Below are 25,922 nucleotides of genomic sequence, written 5' to 3' on the forward strand. Positions count from 1 at the left end.
GCGCTGGCTGAAGGTTTGAAAAATAGCGTTCATCAGGCAAAATCTTCTTTGCATTCGGCGCGCGGCTCGACCAAGAATGCCCAGCGATTTTTTGGGGCAATTTGAGGAGGTTTTCGATGAGCCAGCGCGCACCCGGTTTCAACACGCTCGCGGTTCACGCGGGAGCCAAACCTGATCCAGCCACCGGCGCTCGCGCCACGCCAATCTACCAGACCACATCCTACGTCTTCGACGATGCCGATCACGCAGCTTCACTGTTTGGCCTGAAGGCGTTCGGCAACATCTATACCCGCATCATGAACCCGACCCAGGCCGTGCTCGAAGAACGCGTCGCGGCACTGGAAGGCGGCACGGCCGCACTCGCCGTGGCATCGGGCCACGCAGCGCAACTGCTGGTCGCGCATACACTGCTGAAATCCGGCGAGAATTTTGTCGCAGCGCGCCGTCTCTATGGCGGCTCGATCAACCAGTTCGGTCATGCCTTCAAGAATTTCGGCTGGGAAGTCCGCTGGGGCGACACCAACGACATCTCTACCTTCGAGAAGCAGATCGATGAGAACACCAAGTTCATCTTCGCTGAGAGCCTGGCCAATCCGAACGGTGAGTTTGTCGACATTGAAAAACTGGGCGATATTGCCCGCAAGCACGGCATCCCGCTGGTTGTCGACAATACCTTGGCTACGCCCTATCTGGTGCGACCGATTGAGCATGGCGCGGACATCGTCGTGCATTCGCTGACCAAGTTCATCGGCGGCCATGGCAATTCGATTGGTGGCGTCATCGTTGACGGCGGCACCTTCGATTGGTCGAAGTCCGGCAAATATCCGATGCTGGCTGAGCCGCGCCCCGAGTATGGCGGCCTTGTCCTGCACGAAACCTTCGGCAACTTTGCCTTTGCCATCGCGACCCGTGTGCTCGGCCTGCGTGATTTCGGCCCGGCTATCTCGCCCTTCAACGCCTTCCTGATCCTGACAGGTCTGGAAACACTGCCATTGCGCATGCAGCGCCACTGCGACAATGCCTCGACCGTGGCCGCCTGGCTTGCCAACCATCCGAAAGTGTCGTGGGTGTCCTATCCGGGCCTGCCGACGGACAAGAACAACACCCTGCACAAAAAGTACTCGCCATTGGGCGCGGGCGCTGTCTTCACCTTCGGCCTCAAGGGCGGCTACGACGCCGGCGTGAAGTTTGTCGAAGCGCTGGAACTGTTCTCGCATCTGGCCAATGTCGGTGACACCAAGTCGCTGGTCATTCACCCGGCCTCGACCACCCATCGCCAGCTTTCCGACGAACAGAAGGTCGCGGCGGGTGCGGGTCCGGACACAGTACGCCTGTCGGTCGGCATCGAGGACGTCAACGATATCGTCGCGGATCTCGAACAGGCGCTCGCCAAAGTCTGATCGGCATGGCACAGAAGGCTCCGGATCATACCGGAGCCTTTTCATGAGCGAGCCGAAATTTCTCACCATTTCCATTGACGGCATCGAGCCGGAGCATGGCGCGCCGGCGTCAGACCGTCTCGTCTCGGGCGATCCGAAGTTCCGCACCTGGAATGCCGAGGAGCGCGAAGGCGGCCTCTATGCCGGCATCTGGGAATCGACTCCGGGCAAATGGCGTATCGTCTATGACGAATGGGAGTTCTGCCACATCCTCTCCGGTGTCTCGGTGATCGCGGAGGAGAGAGGCGAAGCGCGTACTGTACGGGCCGGCGACAGTTTCGTGCTCAGGCCCGGCTTCAAGGGAAGCTGGGAAGTGCTTGAAACGACTCGCAAGGAATACGTCATCAAGCTTTGACGATATGCCTGCCGCATGACCCCGAATATCGGCATCGATTTTCGGACACGGGGCGGCCTGCGTTACCCGTCATGCGCCAAAATCAAAATGCTGGAGCGACCTTTGCGCGTCCAGAAGGACGCGCGGCGCTCTAAGCCGGTATCCGCCCCGACACCCTGAAGAAAGTGTGTGACGTCACCAGCACGTCCGGGTTTGCGAGGTAGGCCTCGAGCGTGGCCATGTCTGTCTCGAGCTCGTTTTGCGTGATGAAGCCCTGATCGACCATCTTCTCGCGCACATTGTTGACGAACTCACAGAGCATCGGCCTACGGTCGTGGCCGAGCGGGTAGACATGATAGACGGCGTCGACCTGAATGTCGGTCAGGCCCGCTTCACGAAACAGACGATGCGTGCGCCGGCCGATGAAAAGGTCGATGCCCTGTGCCGTCGAATAGGCGACATAGGCGCTGAGAAGCCGTTCCCATTCCGGCAACGGCGGGTCGCAGAAATGGGCGACGAAATCGGCCTCGAAACTGGCAATCCAGCCGCCCGGTCGCACCAGCGCAACCATCTCGCGGACGATACGCTGCGGTTCCGGCACATTGACCAGGACGAGCCGCATATGCGCACCGTCGAACGAACCGCGTTCCAGCCCGGTCGCGTAGGCGTCGCCTTCGCGCACTTCCACTTGGCGCAGCGCGTGATCGGCCACGAAGCGGCGTGCCATTTCGACGAAATGGGGGCTGCGCTCGAGGCCGACGACCGAACCGGTGACGCCGACACGCTTGCCAAGCAGATGCAGCACGCCACCTGGGCCGCAACCAAGGTCGATGACCCGCTCACCCGGCCTGATGCCGATGCGCTCCAACTGCGCGTCGGAATCAGGCGCCAGGTTGGCGATCTGGCGTTTCAGTCTTGCTTCCTCGGCCGGGCCACGGCCGAGCAGATATTTGTCCTGCCGCATGTTGCACGCTCCCCCTCATCGAGACGTACGGCGACCTGAAACAATGCCCTCAAAAATTCAAAATAGCACAAAAACGGTGTTGCGGGCGTGGGGGACTTCACAAAGCTTTATGGAAAAGGCTCAGTCAGGCCCTGACTCCGAGCCTTTCCAGTCCGTGAAAATGATAGGTATCTCGGAACTGCGGTTCTTCCGCGAAGTGCAGGGTCGGCAGGCGTTCGAACAGCGTTTTCAGTGAGACCTGCAACTCCAGCCTGGCCAAGGGTGCGCCGATGCAGAAATGGATGCCGGCGCCGAATGAGACATTCTTCTGGTCGCTGCGCTCCGGGACGAAGAGATCAGCTCCGGCAAAGGTGGAAGGGTCACGGTTGGCCATACCGAGAAGGAGGCCGACCTGTTCCTTCGGCTTGATCGTCACTCCTGGGACGATCTCGATCTCCTGATAGGCGTAGCGTGTGAACATGTGGAGGGGAGCGTCGTAGCGCAGGCATTCCTCGACCGTGGCGGCGGTCGCCTCCGGTGAGGTGAAGAAGCGGCGCGCATCACCGCCTTGGGCAAGGATCGAGCGCACGGCATTGCCGGTCTGATGGACCGTTGCCTCATGTCCCGCGTTGAGCAACAGGATAGTCGAGGAAACCAGTTCATCTTCGGTCAGCTTCTGGCCATCTTCCTGGGCGGAGATGAGCAGGGAAAGCAGGTCTTCGCCTGGCTGCTTGCGCCGTTCGGCAACATAGCCGCGCAGGAAATCAGCGAATTCGCGCGAAGCGCGGTTGGCAGTATCCTCGGTCTCGCGGGTACGGCCATGCATGTACATCGCCACCATCTGATGCGACCAGTCGAGCAGTCGCGGCCCCATTTCGACAGGCACGCCGAGCATTTCAGCGATGATGGTGATTGGAAGCGGCGCAGCATAGGCAGGCAAGAGGTCCACCGGCATGCCTGGCTCGAAACGATCGATCAGTTCGTTTGCGAGCGCTTCCACGCGCGGCCGCAGTCGTTCCACCTGGCGCGAGACAAAAGCGCGGTTGACCAGTGTGCGCAGCCGGGTGTGCACTGGCGGTTCCAGTTCGAGCATGGAGTTGGCTTCGATCGCGTCGAAGGCCGACAGATGGCTGCGATCCTGGTCGAGGCCACGGCTGTCCGGAATGCCAGCGGGGTTCTGCCGGCCAAAGCGGCGGTCGCGGAGCAGACCGTTGACCGTGTCGTAGCCGCCCAGGCACCAGAAGCCGAATTCCTTCCAGAAGAATGCCGGGCTGTTGGCATGCAGCCAGGCGTAGGCCTCATAGGGATCCTGGACGAAAGCCGGCTCGTGCGGATCGAGACTGACGTGCCGGCTGGCCGGGTCGAAGGAGAGATAGGCTGGCTTGGTCGGCATATGTTGGGTCTCAGATTGCAAAGGAAAGGCAGAGGATCGGGCCGGAGCTCGCCTCGATGCGGCGCCAATTCACGAACGCAGTACTTTCGCACAGGGCAATGAGCAGATCAGGCCGGCTGCGTTTGAGCGCTTCAGCCTGCTCCAGCTGAATGACGACGATGCCGCCTTTTTCCACATGGATGGTTGAAAGGCCAGCATCCGGTTCGTCCAGATGGGACATGCAATCGATCCAGGCATCCCAGTTGTGGCCATAAAAGTCTGGGAATCCAAAGGCTTCTGCAAAAACTCCATGCAGATCGGTGACATTGGAACAGTCGATGCGCACGCGGCGATACAAGAAACCCTCCCGGATGTGGGCCGATAGGACTTCGACCTGAACAGATCGAGCCCGGTCGGTAAATCGACTTCCTGCCTCATTTCAAGCCGCGCTGGCCGATGCGGTGCCGCGCGGCCAGCAGGACAAGCCCCAAAAGCGCCGTAAGATAACCACCCAGCAGGAAGGGTGCCGCGACTCCGGCTTCAGTTGACAGAAAAAAGCCGGGCCAATGACCCGACTTCTTTCGCGGTCGCGGGAGAGCGCTCCCCGCCGGCGGACCTCAAGCAGGGTTCATGGCTGCAAAGGTGGTCTCGTAGCTGCCATCGCGTTCGGCCCAGCGCCGGGAGCGATCGCGTTCGACGAGGACTTCGCCTCTGGCGTGCTCCCCCAGTTCAAGCAGATGCATCACCTCGGAGACATAAGCATGGACAGCCATGGCCCGTGGATCGGTTGCTTGCTGAACGCCAGTGAGCTCAGTTTGCACATAGGGCGGGGCAAGCTCAAGCACTTCGACGGGAACGTTGCGAAGCTGATGCCGCAGCGATTGCAGCCAGGAATGAAGGAAGGCCTTGCTTGCACAATAGGCCGGAAAGTCGGCGCGCGGCACAAAAGCCAGGTTTGAACTGGTGGCCATGATCGTCGCATTCGGCTGTCCTTTCAGGAGCGGCAGGAATGCCGCCGCGGTGCGCAGCACGCCAAGTATGTTGGTTTCCACAATTGCCTCGGCATCCAACACACTCCAGTCGTGTGCGGTCATGTTTTCTGGCCGCGAAATACCGGCATTGGCGATCAGCACGTTAAATTCGGGAAAGCGCTCGCCTAACTCGGCGCGGAGCCGAGCCAGGAAGGCGGCGTCGGTAACATCGAGGAGCATCCCGAACAGGCCGGGTCGCCCGGCCGTGACTTCGTCAAGCAGCGACTGCCGTCGTCCTGTAATGATCACGCAGTTGCCTCTGGTATGGAAAGCTTCGGCAAACGCGCGGCCGATGCCGCTGGTTCCGCCGGTGATGAGGATAGTGTTGCCAGTCATTTTCATGAGCTTTTGCCTTTCAGGTCGTTGCTGAGAAAGGCGGACGGTGGTCCTGGCAGCACCGCTGGACAACAAGCAACGCGGCAAGAGCATGCTTGCCGGAGCACCTGTCGAGCGAGCCAAACGCGATCGAGTTGGAAATTGGGACATACCGTTGCGCCTTCGTGATCGAGATTTCCCAGCCGGGACCTTCTCGAAAGGGCGCGTTGGATGACGGTAACGCCTACGGCAGAGCCATCCAGGCAACTGCGGGTAGACGGCTATCGCAGCCGCGCGTGGCCGTCAAGCATGCGCTGGGCACACCCGATGCGGGCTTACGACCGTTCGCCGATACCCTCGACAACGATACGGATAAGACGGCGTATCTGACTGTGATCCAACGCTGCTCCCGCCAGGGAATTCAGCATCGCCTGGCCATAGATGCCAAGCAGGACCAACGCCATGTAGTTAGCATCCTCGTCCCGGCGAACCAGGCCCTGCCGCTGGCCTAAGGCAAGGATATCCCGGACGAGACCCTGAAAGGACGCCTGTTCGGACGGTGGCTCCAGGGAAGGTCGTATAGAAGGCGCAAGCGCCAGGCGTGCCAGCGACGGGTTGGCCATGCACCAGCTTGCGCTGTCCGAAAGGACGAGTTCCAGCAGTTCGATGACATTGGTGTTGCGCGCGATCAGCTCGCGGTAGCCGGCGTCGTTCGCTTCGACGCGAGCGATGAGTTTGAGGGCAATGTCCTCCTTTGAGCCGAACAGATTGTAGACCGTCTTGCGGGTCAGTCCGGCCCGCTCGGCGATGTCCTCGACGGAGGTGTTTTCAAAACCGAATTCTTGAAACGCCGCATCAGCGGCATCAAGGATCAGATTCCTGGATCGCTCAGTGCGTTTCAAACTTGGCATTTTTATACATATGTGTAAATTTACTCATCTGTAAATATTCGGTGGCTTTCCATGCTGATGCAGTTCGGGCCCGAAATCTGGCTTGCCGATGGCTCGACCGTAACAGCCGCGGCCGGTTTTCACTATCCGACGCGCATGGCTGTCATTCGTCTTTCTGGAGGGCCGTTGTTCGTCTGGTCGCCGATTGCCCTTACGGCTGAATTGCATGCCGCGGTCAGCGCGTTGGGAGAAGTGGGTTATCTCGTCCCGCCCAATTCGCTGCATCATCTGTTTCTTGCTGACTGGCAGCGCGCCTTTCCACAAGCGAAGACTTGTGCCCCACCGGGGTTGCGCGAGAAGCTACCGGATATCCCGTTTGATGGAGACCTCGCCGAGATCGGCCAGTCGGCCTGGAACACGGATGTGAAGCAGGTCGTCATGGGCGGAAATCTCATCACCACCGAAGTCGTGTTTTTTCACCTGGCGAGCCGCACCGTTCTTTTCTGCGATCTGATTCAGCACTTCAAACCCGGCTGGTTCTCGGGCTGGCGCGCGGTCGTGGCGCGACTTGATCTGATGACCGGGGCCGAGGTGTCCGTGCCGCGCAAGTTTCGGATCGCATTCACCGACAGGCAAGCGGCTCGTACCTCAATTAAGAAAATCCTGGCTTGGCCTGCGGGCAACGTGTTGATGGCTCATGGCGATCCGATAACGCAGGATGGACAAGCATTCCTGCGCCGCGCGTTCCGCTGGCTGCTTTGAACACGGCCATTCGCTCGGCCATCGGGCAAAGCCGGAGCAAATGCCCCGGCTTTGCTGGCGAGCAGCCTGCCTAGTACTGGCAGTGGCGCGGAATGTGCACCCTGCGCCAGCCGGTCTGGCCTTCGGAGACCATCACGCGGCGCGCGACTTGCCGATAGGTCGGTGGCACCTCCAGCACGCGCTCGGAGCCCGGCTGGATGACAACCTGCTCGGTCTCATAGCCATATTCCGCTGGGATAACGATCCGGCGGCGCGCTTCCGGCTGAATCACGACGGTTTCGGCCACGCGCTCATAGCGCGGCTGGTATTTGATCTTGCACAGCACGCGGCGGCCGTTGATCCAGCGCCATTCCCAGCCATAGCCGCCATCTGAGACCTGCACGGTGCGGTAGCGGGTGTCGACCACGGCGGGGATCACCTCATAGGTGACGCGCGCAGGACGAACCACTACCGCGCGCTGGCGCGTTCCGTAGATCGGAGGCGTCCTGACCACCCGGCTGTAGCCTGGGCTGACCTGTTCTTCCCCATAGATCGTGTCATAGACTGGACGGGTCCGGTACGGCTCGTAACATTCGACTGCACGGCCGCCGGCCACTGTTTCCGAGGCTGTGCCGAGCATGATGAGCGCGGACACGGCCAGCGAAAGCTGCTTCTTCAACATATGCCACCCCTTTTTACGCGAACTGACGCCGCTCGCTGCAACTCTAGCGGACAGCGACCCGCGGGAAAGTGAATTCTTTAAAATTCGTTAACGGCGCCAAAGCCATAAATTGCGCTGGCCGGATGGCTAGGCGGCCCGGTCTTGCGCTAGGGTGAGCCGGCATCCTATCTACGGAAACGACCGTCAGCATCGATTCCGGCCATTCGGCGCGGAAATCCCATTCAGGCAAGGGACCATTTATGAAGAGCCCCATCGAAACCTACATGAACCTCGTTCCGATGGTGGTCGAACAGACCAATCGCGGTGAACGGGCTTACGACATCTTTTCGCGTCTCCTGAAGGAGCGCATCATCTTCATCACCGGCCCGGTCGAGGACGGCATGGCGACGCTGGTCTGCGCGCAGCTGCTTTTCCTGGAAGCCGAGAACCCGAAGAAGGAAATCAACCTCTACATCAATTCGCCTGGCGGCGTGGTGACCTCCGGTATGGCGATCTACGACACCATGCAGTTCATCAAGCCGGCAGTCTCGACGCTCTGCATCGGCCAGGCCGCCTCGATGGGCTCGCTGCTGCTCTGCGCCGGTCACAAGGACATGCGCTTTGCCACGCCGAATGCCCGCATCATGGTGCACCAGCCGTCGGGCGGCTTCCAGGGCCAAGCTTCCGACATCGAGCGCCACGCACAGGACATCATCAAGCTGAAGCGCCGTCTGAACGAAGTCTATGTCAAGCACACCGGCAAGGACTATGAGACCATTGAAAAGACACTGGACCGCGACCATTTCATGACTGCCGACGAGGCCAGAGACTTCGGTCTCATCGACAAGGTCATCGAGAGCCGCGACCCGGTGGAAACGGCTGCCAGCTGATCCTCGGTCCCGCTAAAATTGTCAGTTGTCGGCGGCAGGCCACGCTTTTGGTGTGGTTTGCGGCATTTCAGCCACAATTGGCTGTTTCCTCGACGAAGACGATTGCCTACGTTAAGGCTATGTTGATTTTCGGCGGCTTAGCTTTCCGTGGGGCTGCAGGAATCATTGCCACGTTTTCTGATTTGTGTTTCGTACGGAATGCGTTGCAGGAGCCAGACCACTGGCCGGCGCGGATTCCCGCGATAGATATGTAGGTGTGCCAAAGCCAAACCATCGGCGGGTGCCCATGAAAGGACTGGGACGATGAGTAAGGTCAGCAACAGCGGCGGTGACTCCAAGAACACCCTGTATTGCTCCTTCTGTGGCAAGAGCCAGCACGAGGTGCGCAAGCTGATCGCCGGACCGACGGTGTTCATCTGCGACGAATGCGTCGAATTGTGCATGGACATCATCCGCGAGGAGAACAAGACCTCGATGGTGAAGTCGCGCGAAGGCGTGCCGACACCTCAGGAAATCCTGAAAGTGCTGGATGACTATGTCATCGGCCAGCCTTATGCCAAGCGCGTGCTGTCGGTGGCGGTCCACAACCACTACAAGCGCCTCGCGCACGCCGGCAAGAACAACGACGTCGAATTGGCAAAGTCGAACATCCTGCTGATCGGTCCGACCGGCTGCGGCAAGACGTTGCTTGCCCAGACGCTCGCCCGCATCATCGATGTGCCCTTCACCATGGCCGATGCCACGACGCTGACCGAAGCCGGCTATGTCGGCGAGGACGTCGAGAACATCATCCTGAAGCTGCTGCAGTCGGCCGATTACAATGTCGAGCGTGCCCAGCGCGGCATCGTCTACATCGACGAGATCGACAAGATCAGCCGCAAGTCGGATAACCCCTCGATCACCCGCGACGTGTCGGGCGAGGGCGTCCAGCAGGCACTGCTGAAGATCATGGAAGGTACGGTCGCTTCCGTGCCGCCGCAGGGCGGCCGCAAGCATCCGCAGCAGGAGTTCCTGCAGGTCGATACCGCCAACATCCTGTTCATCTGCGGCGGTGCGTTTGCGGGGCTCGACAAGATCATCTCTGACCGTGGCCGCAAGACCTCGATCGGCTTTGGTGCGACCGTGGCTTCTCCGGAAGAGCGCCGCACCGGCGATCTGTTCCGCCAGGTCGAGCCCGAGGATTTGCTGAAATTCGGCCTGATCCCCGAATTCGTCGGTCGTCTGCCGGTTCTGGCGACGCTCGAGGATCTCGACGAGCCGGCGCTGATCCAGATCCTGACCGAGCCGAAGAACGCTTTGGTCAAGCAATACCAGCGCCTGTTCGAAATGGAGAGTGTGGATCTGACTTTCCACGAGAATGCGCTGTCGGCGATCGCCAAGCGCGCCATCGAGCGCAAGACCGGCGCACGTGGTCTGCGTTCGATCATGGAAGCCATCCTGCTCGACACCATGTTCGAGTTGCCGGCTCTTGAGGGCGTTCGCGAAGTCGTGATTTCGGAAGAGGTCGTTTCGGGCAACGCCCGGCCGCTCTACATCTATTCCGAGCAGAAGGAAAAGAAGGGCAACGTCAGCGCCTGACGTTGTTTTTCCCAAGGTCGAAACGGCGCCGTTTGGCGCCGTTTTCATTTCGCGGACAAGGACACCGCAGACGGCGCTGCCTAGCACTAAAGGCAGGTGAAGATGGACCTTGATCTTTGCCGGTGTCTTATCCACTTAACAAGCGAAGGCCACGGGCCGAATTCTGTGCTGCAAAACTCCCGTCACAATCGGTGGTAGGCGGAATGGTCCGCGGTCGTTAATATGAGATTCGCGATTGGCCAAAGGCGATCGCGAAGGAAAGGTTGGACAATGGCCAAAATATCCAAGGCTACCGGTGACGGCGCCTTTGCAGTTCTCCCGCTTCGCGACATCGTGGTGTTCCCACACATGATCGTACCGCTCTTCGTTGGGCGTGAAAAATCGATCAAGGCTCTCGAAGAGGTGATGGGCCAGGAAAAGCAGATTCTGCTTGCCACGCAGATGAATGCCGCCGATGACGATCCCGAGCCCGATGCGATTTACGACATCGGTACCCTCGCCAATGTCTTGCAGCTTCTGAAGCTTCCCGATGGCACCGTGAAGGTGCTGGTTGAGGGCGTCGCGCGCGCCAAGATCGTGACCTTTACCGACCGCACCGACTATCATGAGGCCAAGGCCGGTGTTCTGGCTGAGCCGGAAGAGGAAGAGGTCGAGGTTGAGGCACTGGCACGTTCCGTGGTCTCGGACTTCGAGAACTACGTCAAGCTGAACAAGAAGATCTCGCCTGAAGTGGTTGGCGCGGCCAGCCAGATCGACGACTATTCCAAGCTCGCCGACACGGTTGCCTCGCATCTCGCCATCAAGATCCCTGAGAAGCAGGAGATGCTCGCTACGCTTTCCGTCAAGGAGCGTCTCGAGAAGGCGATGGGCTTTATGGAAGCCGAAATCTCCGTCCTGCAGGTGGAGAAGCGCATCCGCTCGCGCGTCAAGCGCCAGATGGAGAAGACGCAGCGCGAGTACTACCTCAACGAGCAGATGAAGGCGATCCAGAAGGAGCTCGGCGAAGGTGAAGACGGTCGTGACGAAGCTGCCGAGATCGAGGCACGCATCAAGAAGACCAAGCTGACCAAGGAGGCTCGTGAGAAGGCTGAGGCGGAGCTGAAGAAGCTGCGCACCATGTCGCCGATGTCCGCCGAGGCCACGGTCGTGCGCAACTATCTCGATTGGATACTGTCGATCCCGTGGGGCAAGAACTCCAAGGTCAAGCAGGACCTGAACTTCGCGCAGGACGTGCTCGATACCGACCATTACGGCCTCGATAAGGTCAAGGACCGCATCGTCGAGTATCTCGCCGTGCAGAGCCGCCAGAAGAAGCTGAAAGGGCCTATCCTGTGCCTCGTCGGACCTCCCGGCGTTGGCAAGACATCGCTCGGCAAGTCGATCGCCAAGGCGACTGGACGCGAGTTCATCCGCATGGCGCTGGGCGGCGTGCGTGACGAAGCGGAGATCCGTGGCCACCGTCGTACTTACATTGGCTCGATGCCCGGCAAGGTCATCCAGTCGATGAAGAAGGCAAAGAAGTCTAACCCGCTCTTCCTGCTCGACGAGATCGACAAGATGGGCCAGGACTTCCGCGGTGATCCGTCGTCTGCGCTGCTCGAAGTGCTCGATCCGGAACAGAACGCTACGTTCATGGACCACTATCTGGAGGTCGAATACGACCTCTCGAGCGTGATGTTCGTGACGACGGCCAATACGCTGAACATCCCTGCGCCCCTGATGGATCGCATGGAGATCATCCGTATCGCCGGTTACACCGAGGACGAGAAGATCGAGATCGCCAAGCGGCACCTGCTGCCGAAGGTGGTGCGTGATCACGCGCTGCAGCCGAAGGAGTTTTCGGTTTCCGAAGACGCCATCCGCGCTGTCATCCAGACCTACACCCGCGAAGCAGGTGTTCGTAGCCTGGAGCGCGAGCTGATGAAGCTTGGCCGTAAGGCTGTGACCGAGATCCTCAAGACCAAGAAGAAGTCTGTGAAGATCACGGCAGCCAATCTGGCTGACTATCTCGGCGTCGAGCGCTATCGCTTCGGTCGTGCGGAGGCTGACGATCAGGTCGGTGTCGTTACCGGCCTGGCCTGGACCGAGGTTGGCGGCGAGTTGCTGACCGTGGAAGGCGTCATGATGCCCGGCAAAGGCAAGATGACAGTGACCGGCAACCTGCGCGACGTCATGAAGGAATCGATCTCGGCGGCGGCATCTTATGTCCGCTCCAGGGCGCTCGATTTCGGCGTCGAGCCGCCGTTGTTCGACAAGCGCGACATCCACGTGCACCTGCCTGAGGGTGCTACGCCGAAGGACGGTCCGTCTGCGGGCGCCGCCATGGCCACCGCCATCGTATCGATCCTGACCGGCATTCCGGTTCGGGCCGATGTGGCGATGACTGGCGAGATCACGCTTCGCGGTCGCATCTTGCCGATCGGCGGCCTGAAGGAGAAGCTGCTCGCGGCACTGCGTGGTGGCATCAAGAAGGTGCTGATCCCGGAAGACAACGCCAAGGATCTGGCAGAGATTCCGGACAACGTGAAGAACGGAATGGAGATCATTCCGGTCTCCCGTGTCGGCGAGGTGCTGCGGCACGCGCTGGTCAGGATGCCTGAACCGATCGAGTGGGTGGAGCCCGTCAGCACACCGGCAAATGCCGATGTTGACGACGCCGGAAAGTCGCTTGCCCACTAGGTGCAGCGTGGCTTTCGGCGCGTGCCGGGGATACTCTGCGGCTGTTCGGCTGCAGCTTGTCCTTGCCGAGAATCGAGTTCGATTTTTGGCTTGGTGCATGACCATCGGCTAAGAGTGCAATGCACAAACGAAAAGCTGGGCCCTGAGCCCGGCTTTTTTGTTGAAAAAGCCCGGTTTTCCGGGCTTTTTTCGTTCTTTTGTCGGTCTTTTGGCTTGGTTGTCGGAACGCTTCTTTCTAAAGTCCAATCCCTGCCGGATGAGTCGCAAGTTCCGGTTTTCTCATGGAAGGGAATTTTGATGAACAAGAACGAACTGGTGTCCGCTGTCGCCGATGCCGCGAAGATCTCGAAGGGTGACGCGCAGTCGGCGGTGGATGCGGTGTTTGCCGTTATCACCGGCGAGTTGAAGAAGGGTGGCGATGTCCGTCTGGTGGGCTTCGGCAATTTCTCGGTTTCGAAGCGCGCTGCCTCGACCGGCCGTAACCCGCAGACCGGTGCCGAAGTGAAGATCCCGGCCCGCACGGTGCCGAAGTTCACGGCCGGCAAGGGCCTGAAGGACGCCGTCAACTAAGGCGCGCTGTTTGTTCAGAACTGCGAAAAGCCGGGCCTAGTGCCCGGCTTTTTTGTTGCCCGAGTGCAGGGCATGGCGCATGAGACCCAGATCAGAAATATGTTTGCGGCTGCACCTGCTTGGCACGCTGACGCAGGTAGAAGCAGTAGAAGCCGAACGCCGCTGCAAACCACATATAGGCTTCGCCGATCGCCAGACGGTTGTTGGAATTGCTCAGCAGTGTGATGGCGAAGAAAACCAGCGTCGAGATGTAACAATGCCACGCAGCCGGTTCGATCAGCTTCGTCCGCGCAGCCTGCTGCACCTGTCTTGCTGCCCAGACGAAGAGGAATGCGAAGAACGCCAGGCCAACGATGCCGTAGCGCACAGCGATTTCGAGATAGCCATTATGGAAGACGTCGTAGATTGCACCGCGATAAGTTCGGTTCTGCCATTCAGTAAGCCAGGCGGAGCTTGGGCCGAAAACCGGATAGCGCTTCCATATATCGAGTGCGTCGGCCCAAAGCATGACACGTTCTTTGGCCGAAGCCGGCGTTAGATCGCTATCAATGGCATGTTTGAGAGCGCTTCCAACACCGTTGCTGGCGACATCGGATATGAGTGTTTTGACGAAGGCTACAGTGTCACCCGCAGTCACCGACAAAATGCCGTAAGAGAAGAAAACTCCAGCAACGATCAAAGCCATTACGCCGGCACCAACCAGCCGTTGACGGCTGTCGCCACGAGCCAAGGTTAACAGCACGAGCAAAACAATCGAAACAGCGAGAGCGAACCAGACGCCTTTCGAGCGCAGGACGACAATGTTGGCGACCGTAAAGAGCATCACCGCAACGGCGAGCAATTCCCAAAGGAATTTTCTTGTTGTCGGGATATCGTTTCTTTGACTCGTGTAGACCGCAAATTGCACCGCGCACAGAAAGATGAAGCCTGCCGCGACGGCTGCGTGGATGGTATTGTTGAACAGTCCGGGACCGGGCTGGGAACCTTGTAACAGGGCCGCGTAGTCCGTGCCGACAGCGAGAAACGCGAGGCTGACTGCCAAGAAACAGGTTGCAACGACCGCAGGCCGCCTGACATAGGCCAGCAGCGCGAAGCCGGTCGTCGCATAAAGCGCCGGAAACAAATAGATGCCTTCGGATGAACCGAGCTGACCGCTTGTGAAATAGACGACGGCAAGGCGGGCGAACACATAGAACGTCCAGCCGAAACAGAGATATCCGACGCCACCGATCAACGGTTTGCCGTACGTCCAGAGATCCTTGCCCAGCCAACGGAAAATGCCCGCCAGAAAAAGCAGGATGCCGGCGTAGCGATAGGTGTCAGCCTCTCGCCAGACTGATGAGACAAAAGCCAACACGAGAATTGTCGCAAGGATCTGCCACAACAGAGGTTGTCTGGACGCCGCAAAGTCCACGACTTCGCTGTCCAATGGCGGACGCAGAAAGACGTGATGGAGGCGTCTAAACTGATCCTTTGCGCGGAAAGAGGCAGTTCCCAGCCGTTTCCACCAGGAAAACCTGGCGCCTTTGTAGCTTCCTGACGGCCCTGCAATGCTTGACACGGCGCTGCGAGAGGTAAAGCTCAGCACGTTCTTTCGGGTGGAATAGACTTCGAGCCCGGAATCCCAGAACCGTTCCAGGGCGATATCCCACGGCAGATTCATCGTAGCGAGTTGTGCGATCAGCTTCTGCGCGCCTTGGCGCGTCACAAGATACGCGGCAGCGGATCCCTGGGGGCCATGGAGGGCCCGTCCGATTTCATCACCCTGCGACGTCGTGACGGCTCGAATAAACAGTCCGGTCCTGTGGGTGGTGAGCTTGATGGCATCGAAATCAGGGACTGCAGCTATGATGGCTTCGATCCGGCCCAACGTATCCTCGTTGAAGGCGACGTCGTCCTCGATGATCAGCCCATATGGAGCATCTTCGGCCAGGAAGGTCCGCAACGCTGTCAGATGGCTCTGGTAGCAGGCATACTCCGTGGGCAGGATCTCTCGACCGCTTCGTGCCCTCGCAGTTGCTAAGTCTACACCACTCCAGTTTTCGACCGGCAGCCCCCGGCCATCGACGGCCGCAATGCGGCGCAGGGAAAGTCCCGCAGCGCTGGCGTTGCCCGCCAATTCTTCCCAGCGGTCGACCTCGGTGTCGAGATTGATGGCGAAGACAGGGAGATCCATATTGCCGTTCTAATGTTTCGGTTGTGATGCACGCTTTATAAGCAGAATCACTGCCTTGGCCAGCGCGGCAACGCTAGCCATTAAATCGTAGAGATTTTGGAAGCGTTGATAATTATACCGACTTTTTGCGCCCACTGTGCTGTGGTCCACAGTCGCTCCATCTCAGGACGTCGTGTTGCGAAAACGAACTGTTCCCTGGCAGGCAACCAAAGATGCTGTATCCAGTCCTGTGAAGGGAGCGCCACAGGGCGCTATTGAGATAGAATGGTTTTCTCTGAAAATAGAAATGGCGCGAGTGACGGGGCTCGAACCCGCGACCTCCGGCGTGACAGGCCGGCACTCTAACCGACTGAGCTACACCCGCGCACTGGCGACACTTGTCTGTGTCGTCGTTGGCGGCTGGATAAGGGGTTCGCTGGCAGGTGTCAAGCGGCCCATCACGGCTAATTGCAGTTCATGCGAAGGTTTTTTGACAGGCCTCTGGAAAGCCGCACAATCGCACGCTTAACATCCTGTAATCTCGTCATTTGGTCTTGCGAAGCGTTCGCTAACTGCTTAAAGGTCCGCGCCGGAGCGGGCGATTAGCTCAGTTGGTAGAGCGCTTCGTTTACACCGAAGATGTCGGCGGTTCGAGTCCGTCATCGCCCACCAGTTTCTTCACGACAACGATCCGAATTTTGACCGGCATGCCGCGGACGCCACCGTCCGGTGCAGACGCCTTATGCTGTGCGCAAGGCAAACGCCGCGACGGAGGCCGGCGCGGCGAGAGACTGCCTTGGGAGGAGACTGTTCAGGCTTTCTTGCGCCTGTTCTGGCGTTGCTGATCGATGATGACGGCGGCCACGATGATGATGCCCTTGATGATTTCCTGGTAGTAGGCACCAACCTTGAGGAAGGTGAAACCCGAAGTCAGCACGCCCAGAATGATGGTGCCGATCAAGGTGCCGGAGATTCGTCCAACGCCGCCCGAAAGGGACGTGCCGCCGATCACGGCTGCCGCAATCGCATCGAGTTCATAGGCGACACCCATATTGGGTTGGCCGGAAGCCGCACGCGCCGCCGTGACAACGCCGGCGAGGCCAGAGAGCAAGCCGGCAATGGCATAGACCTTGATCAGATGGTTGCCGATGTTGATGCCTGATACGCGTGCCGCTTGTGGATTGGCGCCGATCGCATAGGTGAACTTGCCGTAGCGCGTGTAGCCAAGCGCTACATGGAAGACCACCGCCACCAGCAGGAAAATGATCACCGGGAGAGGCAGCGGGAAGCCGAAGATGTCGAAGCTCTTGCCGAACCAGGTGAATTCATCCGACAGCAGGGCTACCGGCTGGCCCTGCGTGTACCATTTGGCAAGACCGCGGGCCGACACCATCATGCCAAGCGTGGCGATGAAAGGCGGGATCTTGGTCTTGGCAATGATGAAGCCATTGACCCAGCCTGCGAGCAGGCCGACGGCAAGGCCGGCCAGTATGGCAAAGATCGGCGAGATGTCTGTCAGCGACGGATAGACAGCGCGTGGATTGAGCGATGTCTGTGCCAGACTGGCTGCCACCATGGCGACGAGGCCGACAACCGAGCCCGAAGACAGATCGACGCCACCGGTGATGATGACTTGGGTGACACCGACCGCGATGATGCCGATGACGGACACTTGCAGGATGATGATGGATAGGCGCTGCTTGTTCATCAGGAAGCTGTCGCCAACCAGAATCCAGCCGAGGATTTCAAACACCAGCGCTATGCCGATGAGGACGGCGAGGATCGATACCTCCGGCGGGAGCCGCTTCTTGGATCCGATCACGCGTGTGGGGCCTGCAGCATCGTTCGTTGTCATGTTTGTCTCCACCAAGGTGGGGCAGCAAATCTCAATGAGATGCCAGCTCCATGATTTTCACTTGATTGGCTTCGTCGCGGTCCAGAAATCCGGTCACTCGACCTTCGTGAACCACCATGATGCGGTCGCTCATTCCGAGCACTTCCGGCATTTCGGATGAGATCATGATGACTGCGACACCTTCTCCCGCCAGCTTGGAAATCAGGCGATGGATTTCCGCCTTGGCCCCGACGTCGATGCCCCGGGTCGGTTCGTCGAGGATCAGAATTTTCGGCTTGGTCAGCAGCCAGCGTGCAATCAGGACCTTCTGCTGGTTGCCGCCGGACAGATTGTTGATCGGCTCCGACATATCGGGCGTTTTGACGCGCAGCGCATTGCTGATGTCGATCGAATCCTTGGCGAGGCGCTTCTGTTCGACAAAACCCTTTTTGACATAGCCAGACTGCAGCACGGCGATTTGGGTGTTCTCCTGAATATCGAGCAGAAGAAAACAGCCGGTATCCTTGCGGTCTTCCGTGAGGAAAGCCATGCCGTGGCGCATCGCTGTGGCAGGACTGTCGATGCTTGTCTCCTCGCCGAACAGTTCGATCGTTCCGGAATTGGCGGGGGTCACGCCGAAGATCGTCTCGGCGATGTTGGAGCGCCCTGATCCGACAAGCCCAGCAATGCCCAGGATTTCGCCGGAGCGAACTTCGAAGCTGACATCCCTGAAAACGCCGTTGAGTGCGAGACCTTTGACTGAAAGCACCACATCGCCGATCGGCACCGTTTCTTTCGGGAACATCTGGGTGATTTCGCGGCCGACCATCATCCGGATGATGTCGTCACGTGTCACCTCACTCGACTTTTTGGTGGCGATGTACTTGCCATCGCGGAACACTGAGAATTCGTCTGCGATCTCGAACAGCTCATTCATCTTGTGCGTGATGTAGATGATGCCTTTGCCCTGTTCGCGCAGGCTGCGAATGATCTTGAACAGGTGTTCGACCTCGCGCTCGGTCAAGGCCGATGTCGGTTCGTCCATGATCAGCACGTCGGATTCGTAGGACACCGCCTTGGCGATTTCGATCATCTGGCGATTGGCAACGCTGAGTGTGCCGACCTGGGCATCTGGATCGAGATCAATGTTCAGGCGCTTGAACAGCGCGGCAGTTTGGGCATGCATCTTGGCATGGTCGACGAAGCCGAAACGGGTGATTGGCTCGCGCCGGATCCAGATGTTTTCCGCAACTGTCATCGGCGCCATCAGGTTGAGTTCCTGATGGATCATGGCGATGCCTCTTTCGAGGGCATCGAGCGGGCTTTTGAGGCGAATATCTTTGTCGTGAAAGCGGAACGAACCGGAGTCAGGTGTATAGATTCCGGCAATGATTTTCATCAGCGTCGACTTGCCGGCGCCATTTTCGCCCATCAGGGCATGAACGCTGCCGCGGCGCAGGCGGAATTGTACGTTGTCGAGGGCAAGGACCCCTGGAAATTCCTTACGCACATCCTCGACCTCGAGGATGTAGTCGTCGATGGGAACGATGCCGGTGTCGTGCGTCGTGGCTGTCACAGGGCTCTGCATGCCGATCAGTCCTCCCAGACCCGGTTCAGATGCACGGTCGATAAATGAAGGGAGAGACGCGCCGCGCGTGCGGCGCGCTCGCCATCAACGGTCAGTTCTTCGAGATGTACTGATCCATGTTGGCTGGGGTCACCAGTTCGAACGGGACCCATACCGGCGATTGCACAGTTTCGCCCTTCGCGAGCTTCATTGCGGTGTCGATTGCGCCTCCGCCTTGAGCTGCCGCATTCTGGAAGACCGTTACATCAAGATCCCCGGCCTTCATGTAGGCGAGCGCTTCCTGCGTTGCGTCGACGCCACCGACGATCACGCTCTTCATATCCCAGCCGGCAGCCTTCATAGCGTTGATGGCGCCGATGGCCATGTTGTCATTGTTGGAAATGACGGCATCCGGCTTGTGACCAGCTGCGATCCAGTTGGTCATCAGGTCCTGGGCCTTGACCGGATCCCAGCCGGCGGTCTGTTCATCGATGATCTTGATGAACGAGCAATCCGGGGTCGCGATCACGTCATGCACGTCCTTGGTGCGCATCACAGCGGCCTGGTTGGCCAGGTCGCCCTGCATCACCAGGATTCCTGCCTCGGTCTTGCCTGCCTCTTTAAGTTGGCGGCAGACTTCCTTGGTCTCAAGGGTGCCGGAATCGACTTCATTCGATCCGACGAACGCGCCTTTGCCGAGCTTGTCCATGTCGATCGGTTGGCGATTGACGTAGACGATCGGGATACCGGCCTCATTGGCGAGTTTGGTCATGCTCGCCGTGGCCGAAGTGTCGACGGGGTTGACGATCACTGCATCTACCTTGGCTGCGATAAAGTTCTGCACCTGGCTGAGCTGCTTATTAACGTCATCGTCCGCGATCTCGATCTGGACCGGTTGCTTGGCATCTGATGCCGCTTTTTCGATGCCCTTGCGCAGCACTGTCAGAAAGGTATCCGAATTGGCCATGGATACACCGATGTCGCCAGCTGCTGCGGTGCCGGTCATAAGGGCGGTCGCAATCGCACCCAGTAAAAACTTCTTCATTTCAGTTCTCCTCCACAAATGGTGTCCGGTCGCACCTGACAATCCGGATTGCTGCTCCCAAAATCATTCCGCTCCGCACTGCTCCTGCCCCAGGGGTGGGCAAGGACATTCCGATTGACGCGCCTCCATAGCATCGATTGGAACGATTGAAGCGTATTGCAATTCCATGGAATATTCATTCCATTTTGTGACGCGTTCGTCAATATGGAATTTGGGTGAGCGATTGGAGGGGGCTGCAGGCGTGAGGAGGGATGGTGGTCAAGCAAGCGAACGTCTTGCTCCGCGCTGCCGGAGCTCGCTCGTTTATCCGCCACTGCGGTGAGGATCTTGAGGCCTGAGACGATACGACGGCGTTCACGCCATCCGATGAGACCTAGAGATACTTCTCGACTTTCTTGCCGATTCTCAGGAACCGCAACGGATCAATGGCATCGCCATCGTGCCGAACTTCATAGTGCAGATGTGGGCCGGTCGAGCGACCGGACGAACCGGTCTGGCCGACGACGTCGCCTGCTCTCACGCTCTGACCGACAGCGACATCGACGCGGCTGAGATGGGCGTAGCGGGTGGTGTAGCCTTGGCCGTGGTCGACTTCGACCATCCGGCCATAACCACCGTTCCACCCGGCCTTGGTGATCACGCCGGCCGCAGTAGCGCGGGCAGGGGAACCGAGGGGAATGCGGAAGTCCATGCCCGAATGCAGTGCCGCGGTGCCGAGCAAGGGATCCGTCCGCACGCCGAACGGGCTGGTCACAGCTCGGCCGGGTGCCGGATTGGCCAGGGGCAGGCGTCGCGCTTCTTTCCTCAGGTGATCCAGTTGGTCGAGCGCCTCGTCGAGTTCCTTGACCTTGGTGTCGAAAAGCGTCGCTCGGTCGATCGGTACGAGTGGCCCGCCGACATCGGTCTCGTCTTTGCCGAAATCAGCGTCAACCGGTAGTCCGGCTGCCTGCAATGCATCCTTGATGGCATCGGCATTCTGGTAGGTCGTGTCGGCAAGCCGAGTGAGGCGCTGCAATTGCTCAGTCTCGATCGCTTGCAGAGATTGGTTGATGGCCCCAAAAAGTTTGTCGGCGCGGTCGGCGGAGGATGCGTTTGCAGGCAGGTCGGCGCGAGTGGACCAGCGCGAAAACGCTGGCAGCTGCGGGCTGGTGAGGCTGGCCAGAGCGGCAAGCTCCGGTGTTGCCTTGTCGCCGATCAGCGCTGCATGGTCTTCTGGTTTTGTCTGGTCAGCCGGCGTTGGCGCCGGGCTCTGCAGTTCGGGGCTGATCGTTTCGAGGGTCTCTGCGCGTTCAAGAATGGGACCGAGCCGACCATGGCGCTGGCTGAGCTGGCTCTGGCGCGCCAGCAATTCACCAACCTTGGTTTCCATCAACTGCTGATCGAGCAATTGCCGGCTGGTGATCCGGTCCACCTGCGCGCGCAACGCGGAGATGCGGTCCTCATAGGCCTGTTGCATGCGAGCTTGGCGAGCTGTCGTCGCGCCGATCAGATCGTCGCGAAAAACGAGATAGGAAGTGGCCAGCAAGTAACCGATGACAACGGCGGCTACGGCCGATCCCAGGCATGCAATCATCCAGGGGCGAACCGTGAAATGCCGGATTTCATCGCCTCGAGCGATGATGACCGTATGCGGCTCTTTGCGCCTGCCGAACAATGCCGACTGACTGTTTGCGCTCACCGAACCAAGCTTTCGTTTGCTTCCCAACAATGCCTATTAGGCACTTGTTATGGTTAACAAAGCCTTCTCCCGCATGATGCCCGCCGTTGGAAGGCCGTTGGTGTCGCGCCAGACGCCTGTCTAGAGAGTTTTCACTGCTTCGAGAACCGATTCGGCGTGTCCCTTGACGCGGACCTTCCGCCAGATGTGGGCTATGCGGCCGTCACGCCCAACCAGGAAGGTGGCGCGTTCCACCCCCATATAGGTGCGACCGTACATCTTCTTCTCCACCCACAGGTGATAGGCCTCAATCACCTTGCGTTCCTCGTCAGAGGCGAGATCGACTTCCAGCCCGTGCTTGGCCTTGAATTTGTCGTGCTTCTTCACGCTGTCGGGTGAAAGTCCGATCACCACCGCACCAGCTTTCCCGAAATCGGATTTGAGTTGCGAGAAGCTGATCGCCTCATTGGTGCAGCTCGGCGTGTCGTCCTCGGGATAAAAATAGAGAACCACCGGCTTGCCAGCGAAAGAAGAGAGCTTGAAGCTGCTGCCGCCGTCGCCGGGGAGAGTGAAATCGGGCGCGATATCGCCCACGTTGAGATCAGCCATAACCATGCCTTTGTTTGAACTTAAGCGCCAAGCTACGCTACGGTGTCTACGAGAGGCAACCTCGGCTGGCATCCGCATGACCTTCAATAAATCGGTGCGCGGTGGAACGCAAAGCTGGATTCTGCTTTTGACGTTCGCGCGCTACGGCGGCTCGCTATAGTGTCGGCGAGGAATCGGCGGCCAACGAGGGCTGAAGACGGAAGACTAGGTGAATCAAGAACTCCCGAGGCCCGAGAAGATCCGGTTCAGGCGCGACGAGATTGCAGATCTCCGCACCTTGCCTTCGGCCAATGCCGTGCCACCGCTTGGCCGCGCAAGGTTTCGTCGGGGCGCTCGTCTTTTCACTCGTTTCCTGTTCGGTCTTGGCATGCTGGTCGTGCTGGTGGTCGCGGGGATTTATGTCGTCGGCGCCAGCGGCATCGGCTCGGAACGATTACGGCAGGCTGCGGAGCAAGCCATTGAAGGAATGGCCGGCGTCGACGTTCGTGTTGCCGTCGGACCGGCCAGCATAACGCTCGACAAGGCGAGCTTCCTTGCCCTGCAGGTTCGTGATGTGAAGCTGACTGCCAGCGATGGCAAGCCGATGGTCGAAGCTGGATTGATGCGCTTCGGCGTACGCCTGCTTCCGCTTCTGTCAGGCGACGTGCAACTGACCAGCGCCAGGGTCTCCGATGCGCGCTTGTTTGCCGACGCAATGCCTTCGCAAGGAAACAGCGACTGGGCTGTGTCTTTGCGCAACGCGGATGGACTGGTTGACCCTGACAAGATCGTCGACACTGTTTTCGGCGCTGTCCATCAGGCGCTTGACGCGATCCGGCTGGATTCGATCCGTTTGATCGATCTCGAAAATGTCGCGGTGGTGCTTTCTTCGACCGGCGACGTGCGCCTGGTAACGGTCGCCGACGCGACGGTTTCACAATCCGGTTCCGCTGGTGTGCAATTTTCTTCCAGGCTCGATGTCGACGGCCGCAAGCTGACGCTCGAGGCCTCCGCCGGCCGTGATCCCACGGCACGCAAGGTAAAGGCGCTTCAGGCCGACATCCTGGTCGAGCCGATCGAAGTCGATGCCGCGACCGCCGGCCAGCCGAGCGGTAATGTCGGGGCGGTCACATTGCATATGCAGGGGACGGAAGGCGAGGGCGACGCGCAACCACGCCTCAGCCTGTCTGGTTCGTTGGCCGGTGCCGTGCTTGACCTCGGCGCACGCGGGTTGCTGCCGGTCGAAGCCAAGCTGAAGGCAACGTTGATACGCGGTGCCAACAAGATCGGCATCGACGGTCTCGACTTGCAGGTTGGTCGATCGGATTTCGATATTGAGGGCTCGCTTGGGCCGAAGCCGCGTCAGGGTACCGCAGGCGACGAACCTTCCTATCGTTTCGACCTCGTCAGCAACAAGTCGATGCTGGCACCGGTCGATTCGTCGGAACCGGCGCTTGATTTCGTCGGACGCATCGCCGGCGACTACCAGACCGTAAGCCGCAAGCTCGTCGTGCCGACGATCGCGGTCCGATCGGGGACGTCGGGCGAGGTTCTGGGCAACGCAGCCTTGGAGTTCGTGCCCGGCAAAGCGCCTGGCGTCTCGATGGCGTTGAACGTTCACGACATGCCGGTCTCGCACGTCAAACAACTCTGGCCATGGTTCTCGGCGCGCGGAGCTCGCGAATGGGTGCTGGAGAACCTTTTCGGCGGCAAGGTCGTCGAGGCCAGCTTGCAATACCAGGTGGCACCCGGGCGGGCAGGAAATGGTATTCCGCTCGACCGCAACGAGGTGTTCGGCCGCTTCCAGCTTGAAGGATCGCGATTCGATACCGCCGGGCAGATTCCGCCCATCCGCGATGCCAACGGCGTCGTCGAGTTTCACGGCAACGATGTCGACATTTCTCTGTCCAGCGGCACAGTGTACATGCCCAGCGGTCGCCTTGTCGCTGCGACCAACGGCACACTGAGCGTCAGGAATGCCAATATACCGCCTGTCATTGGAGCGTTGAACATCGACGTTGCGGGCAATGCCGACGCTGTCGCCGAACTGGCTTCCTATGAACCGATCAATGCAATGCGCCATGTCGGACTGAAGCCGGAGGAGTTGTCTGGAACGGTCACCGGCAACGTCAAGGCGGATATTCCGCTGCAGAAGGGCATCGACACGTCGAAGCTCGGCTGGCTGGTCGCGTTGGACTACAAGGACCTCGCCGTGTCCAAGCCGATCGACGACCAGATGGTCACTGATGCCGATGGCAGCATCGTGGTCGACCCGAAAAGCGCTACGGTCAAGGCGCGCGCACTGCTCAACGACATTCCCGCCGAGATCGGTCTGGTTGAGCCTCTCGAAGCAGATGGACCGCCGCGTTCCCGCAAGGTGACGCTGACGGTCGACGACAAGCTCCGCCAGACCTTGATGCCGGGCCTGTCTGCCATGTTGTCCGGCACGATGAAGATCGCGCTCGACAAGAGTGATAACGCCAACCAGGACGTTGTCGCCGACCTGACCAATGCCAAGCTGAACATTCCCTGGGCGGGATGGAGCAAAGGCCCTGGTGTGCCGGCAACAGTCTCCTTCACCATGGAGAAAACCGGGTCCACCACACGGCTCACTGATTTTGATCTCGACGGCAAGACCTTCGAGGCGCGGGGGTCGGTTGAGCTCTCCAGCGGCGAACTCGTTTCGGCCAACTTGTCCCATGTGCAGCTCAACCGTGGCGATGACGTCGCCGTCTCCATCAAGCGTTCCGGCAAGGGCTATGCCGTCAAGGTGAGTGGCGAAGCGCTCGATGCGCGCGCACTGGTCAAGCAGTTCACTTCGGACACAGAAAGCGCCACCAAGGGCGCAGAGGGTGATGCGATCTCCGTAACGGCCGATGTAAGGTCGCTGACAGGCTTCAACGATGAAGTCGTTTCGAACTTCACCCTCGACTACAGCGGCGCCGGAGCGAAGGTGAACGGACTTACTGTGAAGGCGCAGGCGCGCTCCGGGGCGACCATCGATGTCTCCAACAACACCGTTGGCGGCCGCCACACGCTGGATATGAAATCCGGGGATGCGGGCGCGGTGCTACGCTTCCTCGATATCTACAAACATATGGAAGGCGGGGCGATTGCCGTGGCGCTGGCCGGCACTGCGGACGGGCCGATGCGCGGCACGGTGGATGCCCGCAACTTCCAGATCGTCAATGAACCGAAGCTGGCGTCGATCGTCTCGACGGCACCAAGCGGCGACAAGCGTTCGCTCAATCAGGCGGTGAAGGCCGATATCGATACCTCACGTGTTCAATTCGAGCGCGGCTATGCCGAGATCGTCAAAGGCAACGGATATCTCAAGGTGGCGAATGGTGTGCTGCGCGGCCCGCTGATCGGAACCACTTTCCAGGGCACGCTCTATGACCAGAGCGACAACATGGACATGACCGGCACATTCATGCCGGCCTATGGCATCAACCGCATCTTCGGCGAACTGCCACTGGTTGGCGCCCTACTGGGCAATGGCCGCGACCGCGGCCTGATCGGTGTGACCTACCGGTTGAAGGGCAGCGCCAAAAAGCCCGATCTGCAGATCAATCCGCTGTCGGTGATCGCGCCCGGCATCTTCCGCTCGATCTTCGAGTTCCGGTGAGGAGC

At 59.5% G+C, this 25,922-nt stretch carries 20 protein-coding genes and 2 tRNA genes; 9 read left to right on the forward strand and 13 right to left on the reverse strand.

All coding sequences use genetic code 11. The features are described from left to right. The first annotated feature begins 116 nt into the window (after positions 1–116). Both AC3WTO_RS04005 and AC3WTO_RS04010 read left to right on the forward strand, forming a co-directional pair. On the forward strand, positions 117–1,400 hold the full coding sequence (locus AC3WTO_RS04005; protein WP_492459386.1) for an O-acetylhomoserine aminocarboxypropyltransferase: 1,284 nt from the start codon (positions 117–119) through the stop codon (positions 1,398–1,400). A gap of 43 nt (positions 1,401–1,443) precedes the next feature. Further along, the gene (locus AC3WTO_RS04010; RefSeq protein WP_492459387.1) at positions 1,444–1,794 is read left to right on the forward strand and encodes a cupin domain-containing protein; all 351 of its coding nucleotides are present in this window, start codon (positions 1,444–1,446) and stop codon (positions 1,792–1,794) included. 130 nt (positions 1,795–1,924) lie between these two features. On the opposite strand, the gene AC3WTO_RS04015 is transcribed toward AC3WTO_RS04010, so the two are convergent. The 5 genes from AC3WTO_RS04015 to AC3WTO_RS04035 form a co-directional block, all read right to left on the reverse strand. Next, positions 1,925–2,737, reverse strand: coding sequence for a methyltransferase domain-containing protein (locus AC3WTO_RS04015; protein ID WP_492459388.1), 813 nt, complete (start codon positions 2,735–2,737; stop codon positions 1,925–1,927). 124 nt (positions 2,738–2,861) lie between these two features. Beyond that, positions 2,862–4,109 (reverse strand): cytochrome P450, encoded by a 1,248-nt coding sequence (locus AC3WTO_RS04020; protein ID WP_492459389.1) that lies wholly within the window; start codon positions 4,107–4,109, stop codon positions 2,862–2,864. 10 nt (positions 4,110–4,119) lie between these two features. Next, positions 4,120–4,446, reverse strand: coding sequence for a barstar family protein (locus tag AC3WTO_RS04025; RefSeq protein ID WP_492459390.1), 327 nt, complete (start codon positions 4,444–4,446; stop codon positions 4,120–4,122). Positions 4,447–4,705: 259 nt separating this feature from the next. Then, positions 4,706–5,461 (reverse strand): SDR family oxidoreductase, encoded by a 756-nt coding sequence (locus tag AC3WTO_RS04030; protein WP_492459391.1) that lies wholly within the window; start codon positions 5,459–5,461, stop codon positions 4,706–4,708. Between the two features lie 308 nt (positions 5,462–5,769). Then, a complete protein-coding gene (locus AC3WTO_RS04035; RefSeq protein ID WP_492459392.1) occupies positions 5,770–6,345 on the reverse strand; it encodes a TetR/AcrR family transcriptional regulator in 576 nt (191 codons plus the stop codon). A gap of 51 nt (positions 6,346–6,396) precedes the next feature. Here AC3WTO_RS04035 and AC3WTO_RS04040 point away from each other — a divergent pair, with 51 nt between their 5' ends. Beyond that, positions 6,397–7,086 (forward strand): DUF4336 domain-containing protein, encoded by a 690-nt coding sequence (locus AC3WTO_RS04040; RefSeq protein ID WP_492459393.1) that lies wholly within the window; start codon positions 6,397–6,399, stop codon positions 7,084–7,086. 70 nt (positions 7,087–7,156) lie between these two features. On the opposite strand, the gene AC3WTO_RS04045 is transcribed toward AC3WTO_RS04040, so the two are convergent. Further along, on the reverse strand, positions 7,157–7,747 hold the full coding sequence (locus AC3WTO_RS04045; RefSeq protein ID WP_492459394.1) for a hypothetical protein: 591 nt from the start codon (positions 7,745–7,747) through the stop codon (positions 7,157–7,159). Positions 7,748–7,986: 239 nt separating this feature from the next. Here AC3WTO_RS04045 and clpP point away from each other — a divergent pair, with 239 nt between their 5' ends. The 4 genes from clpP (at position 7,987) to hupB (ending at position 13,443) form a co-directional block, all read left to right on the forward strand. Beyond that, positions 7,987–8,616 carry an ATP-dependent Clp endopeptidase proteolytic subunit ClpP gene (clpP, locus tag AC3WTO_RS04050; RefSeq protein WP_448114207.1) on the forward strand — a complete coding sequence of 210 codons (630 nt, stop codon included), beginning with the start codon at positions 7,987–7,989 and terminating at the stop codon, positions 8,614–8,616. A gap of 303 nt (positions 8,617–8,919) precedes the next feature. Further along, positions 8,920–10,194 (forward strand): ATP-dependent Clp protease ATP-binding subunit ClpX, encoded by a 1,275-nt coding sequence (gene clpX, locus AC3WTO_RS04055; protein WP_492459395.1) that lies wholly within the window; start codon positions 8,920–8,922, stop codon positions 10,192–10,194. Between the two features lie 270 nt (positions 10,195–10,464). After that, positions 10,465–12,873 (forward strand): endopeptidase La, encoded by a 2,409-nt coding sequence (gene lon, locus AC3WTO_RS04060; RefSeq protein ID WP_492459396.1) that lies wholly within the window; start codon positions 10,465–10,467, stop codon positions 12,871–12,873. A gap of 297 nt (positions 12,874–13,170) precedes the next feature. Continuing rightward, a complete protein-coding gene (gene hupB / locus AC3WTO_RS04065; RefSeq protein ID WP_129410362.1) occupies positions 13,171–13,443 on the forward strand; it encodes a DNA-binding protein HupB in 273 nt (90 codons plus the stop codon). Positions 13,444–13,534: 91 nt separating this feature from the next. Here hupB and AC3WTO_RS04070 read toward each other — a convergent pair whose 3' ends face one another. Further along, positions 13,535–15,619, reverse strand: coding sequence for an O-antigen ligase family protein (locus AC3WTO_RS04070; RefSeq protein WP_492459397.1), 2,085 nt, complete (start codon positions 15,617–15,619; stop codon positions 13,535–13,537). A gap of 287 nt (positions 15,620–15,906) precedes the next feature. Next, positions 15,907–15,983, reverse strand: a tRNA-Asp gene (locus tag AC3WTO_RS04075). A gap of 211 nt (positions 15,984–16,194) precedes the next feature. Here AC3WTO_RS04075 and AC3WTO_RS04080 point away from each other — a divergent pair. Continuing rightward, positions 16,195–16,270 (forward strand) — tRNA-Val (locus AC3WTO_RS04080). A gap of 139 nt (positions 16,271–16,409) precedes the next feature. Here AC3WTO_RS04080 and AC3WTO_RS04085 read toward each other — a convergent pair. The 5 genes from AC3WTO_RS04085 to AC3WTO_RS04105 all read right to left on the reverse strand — a co-directional run bounded on the left by AC3WTO_RS04085 (position 16,410) and on the right by AC3WTO_RS04105 (position 22,310). Beyond that, complete coding sequence (locus AC3WTO_RS04085) at positions 16,410–17,453, reverse strand: ABC transporter permease (protein WP_492459398.1); 1,044 nt, start codon at positions 17,451–17,453, stop codon at positions 16,410–16,412. A gap of 31 nt (positions 17,454–17,484) precedes the next feature. Further along, positions 17,485–19,020, reverse strand: coding sequence for a sugar ABC transporter ATP-binding protein (locus AC3WTO_RS04090; RefSeq protein ID WP_492459399.1), 1,536 nt, complete (start codon positions 19,018–19,020; stop codon positions 17,485–17,487). Positions 19,021–19,111: 91 nt separating this feature from the next. Beyond that, entirely contained in the window at positions 19,112–20,044 is a 933-nt protein-coding gene (locus tag AC3WTO_RS04095; protein WP_492459400.1) for a sugar ABC transporter substrate-binding protein, read from the reverse strand. Between the two features lie 373 nt (positions 20,045–20,417). After that, a complete protein-coding gene (locus AC3WTO_RS04100; protein ID WP_492459401.1) occupies positions 20,418–21,722 on the reverse strand; it encodes a M23 family metallopeptidase in 1,305 nt (434 codons plus the stop codon). A gap of 120 nt (positions 21,723–21,842) precedes the next feature. Continuing rightward, positions 21,843–22,310, reverse strand: a complete 468-nt coding sequence (locus tag AC3WTO_RS04105; RefSeq protein WP_492459402.1) for a peroxiredoxin — start codon at positions 22,308–22,310, stop codon at positions 21,843–21,845. A 208-nt stretch (positions 22,311–22,518) separates the two neighbouring features. On the opposite strand from AC3WTO_RS04105, the gene AC3WTO_RS04110 reads away from it, so the two are divergent. Then, positions 22,519–25,917 (forward strand): YhdP family protein, encoded by a 3,399-nt coding sequence (locus AC3WTO_RS04110; protein ID WP_492459403.1) that lies wholly within the window; start codon positions 22,519–22,521, stop codon positions 25,915–25,917. The last annotated feature ends 5 nt before the right edge of the window (positions 25,918–25,922 follow it).

Source organism: Mesorhizobium sp. EU05-FHT14A09, assembly GCF_058790995.1.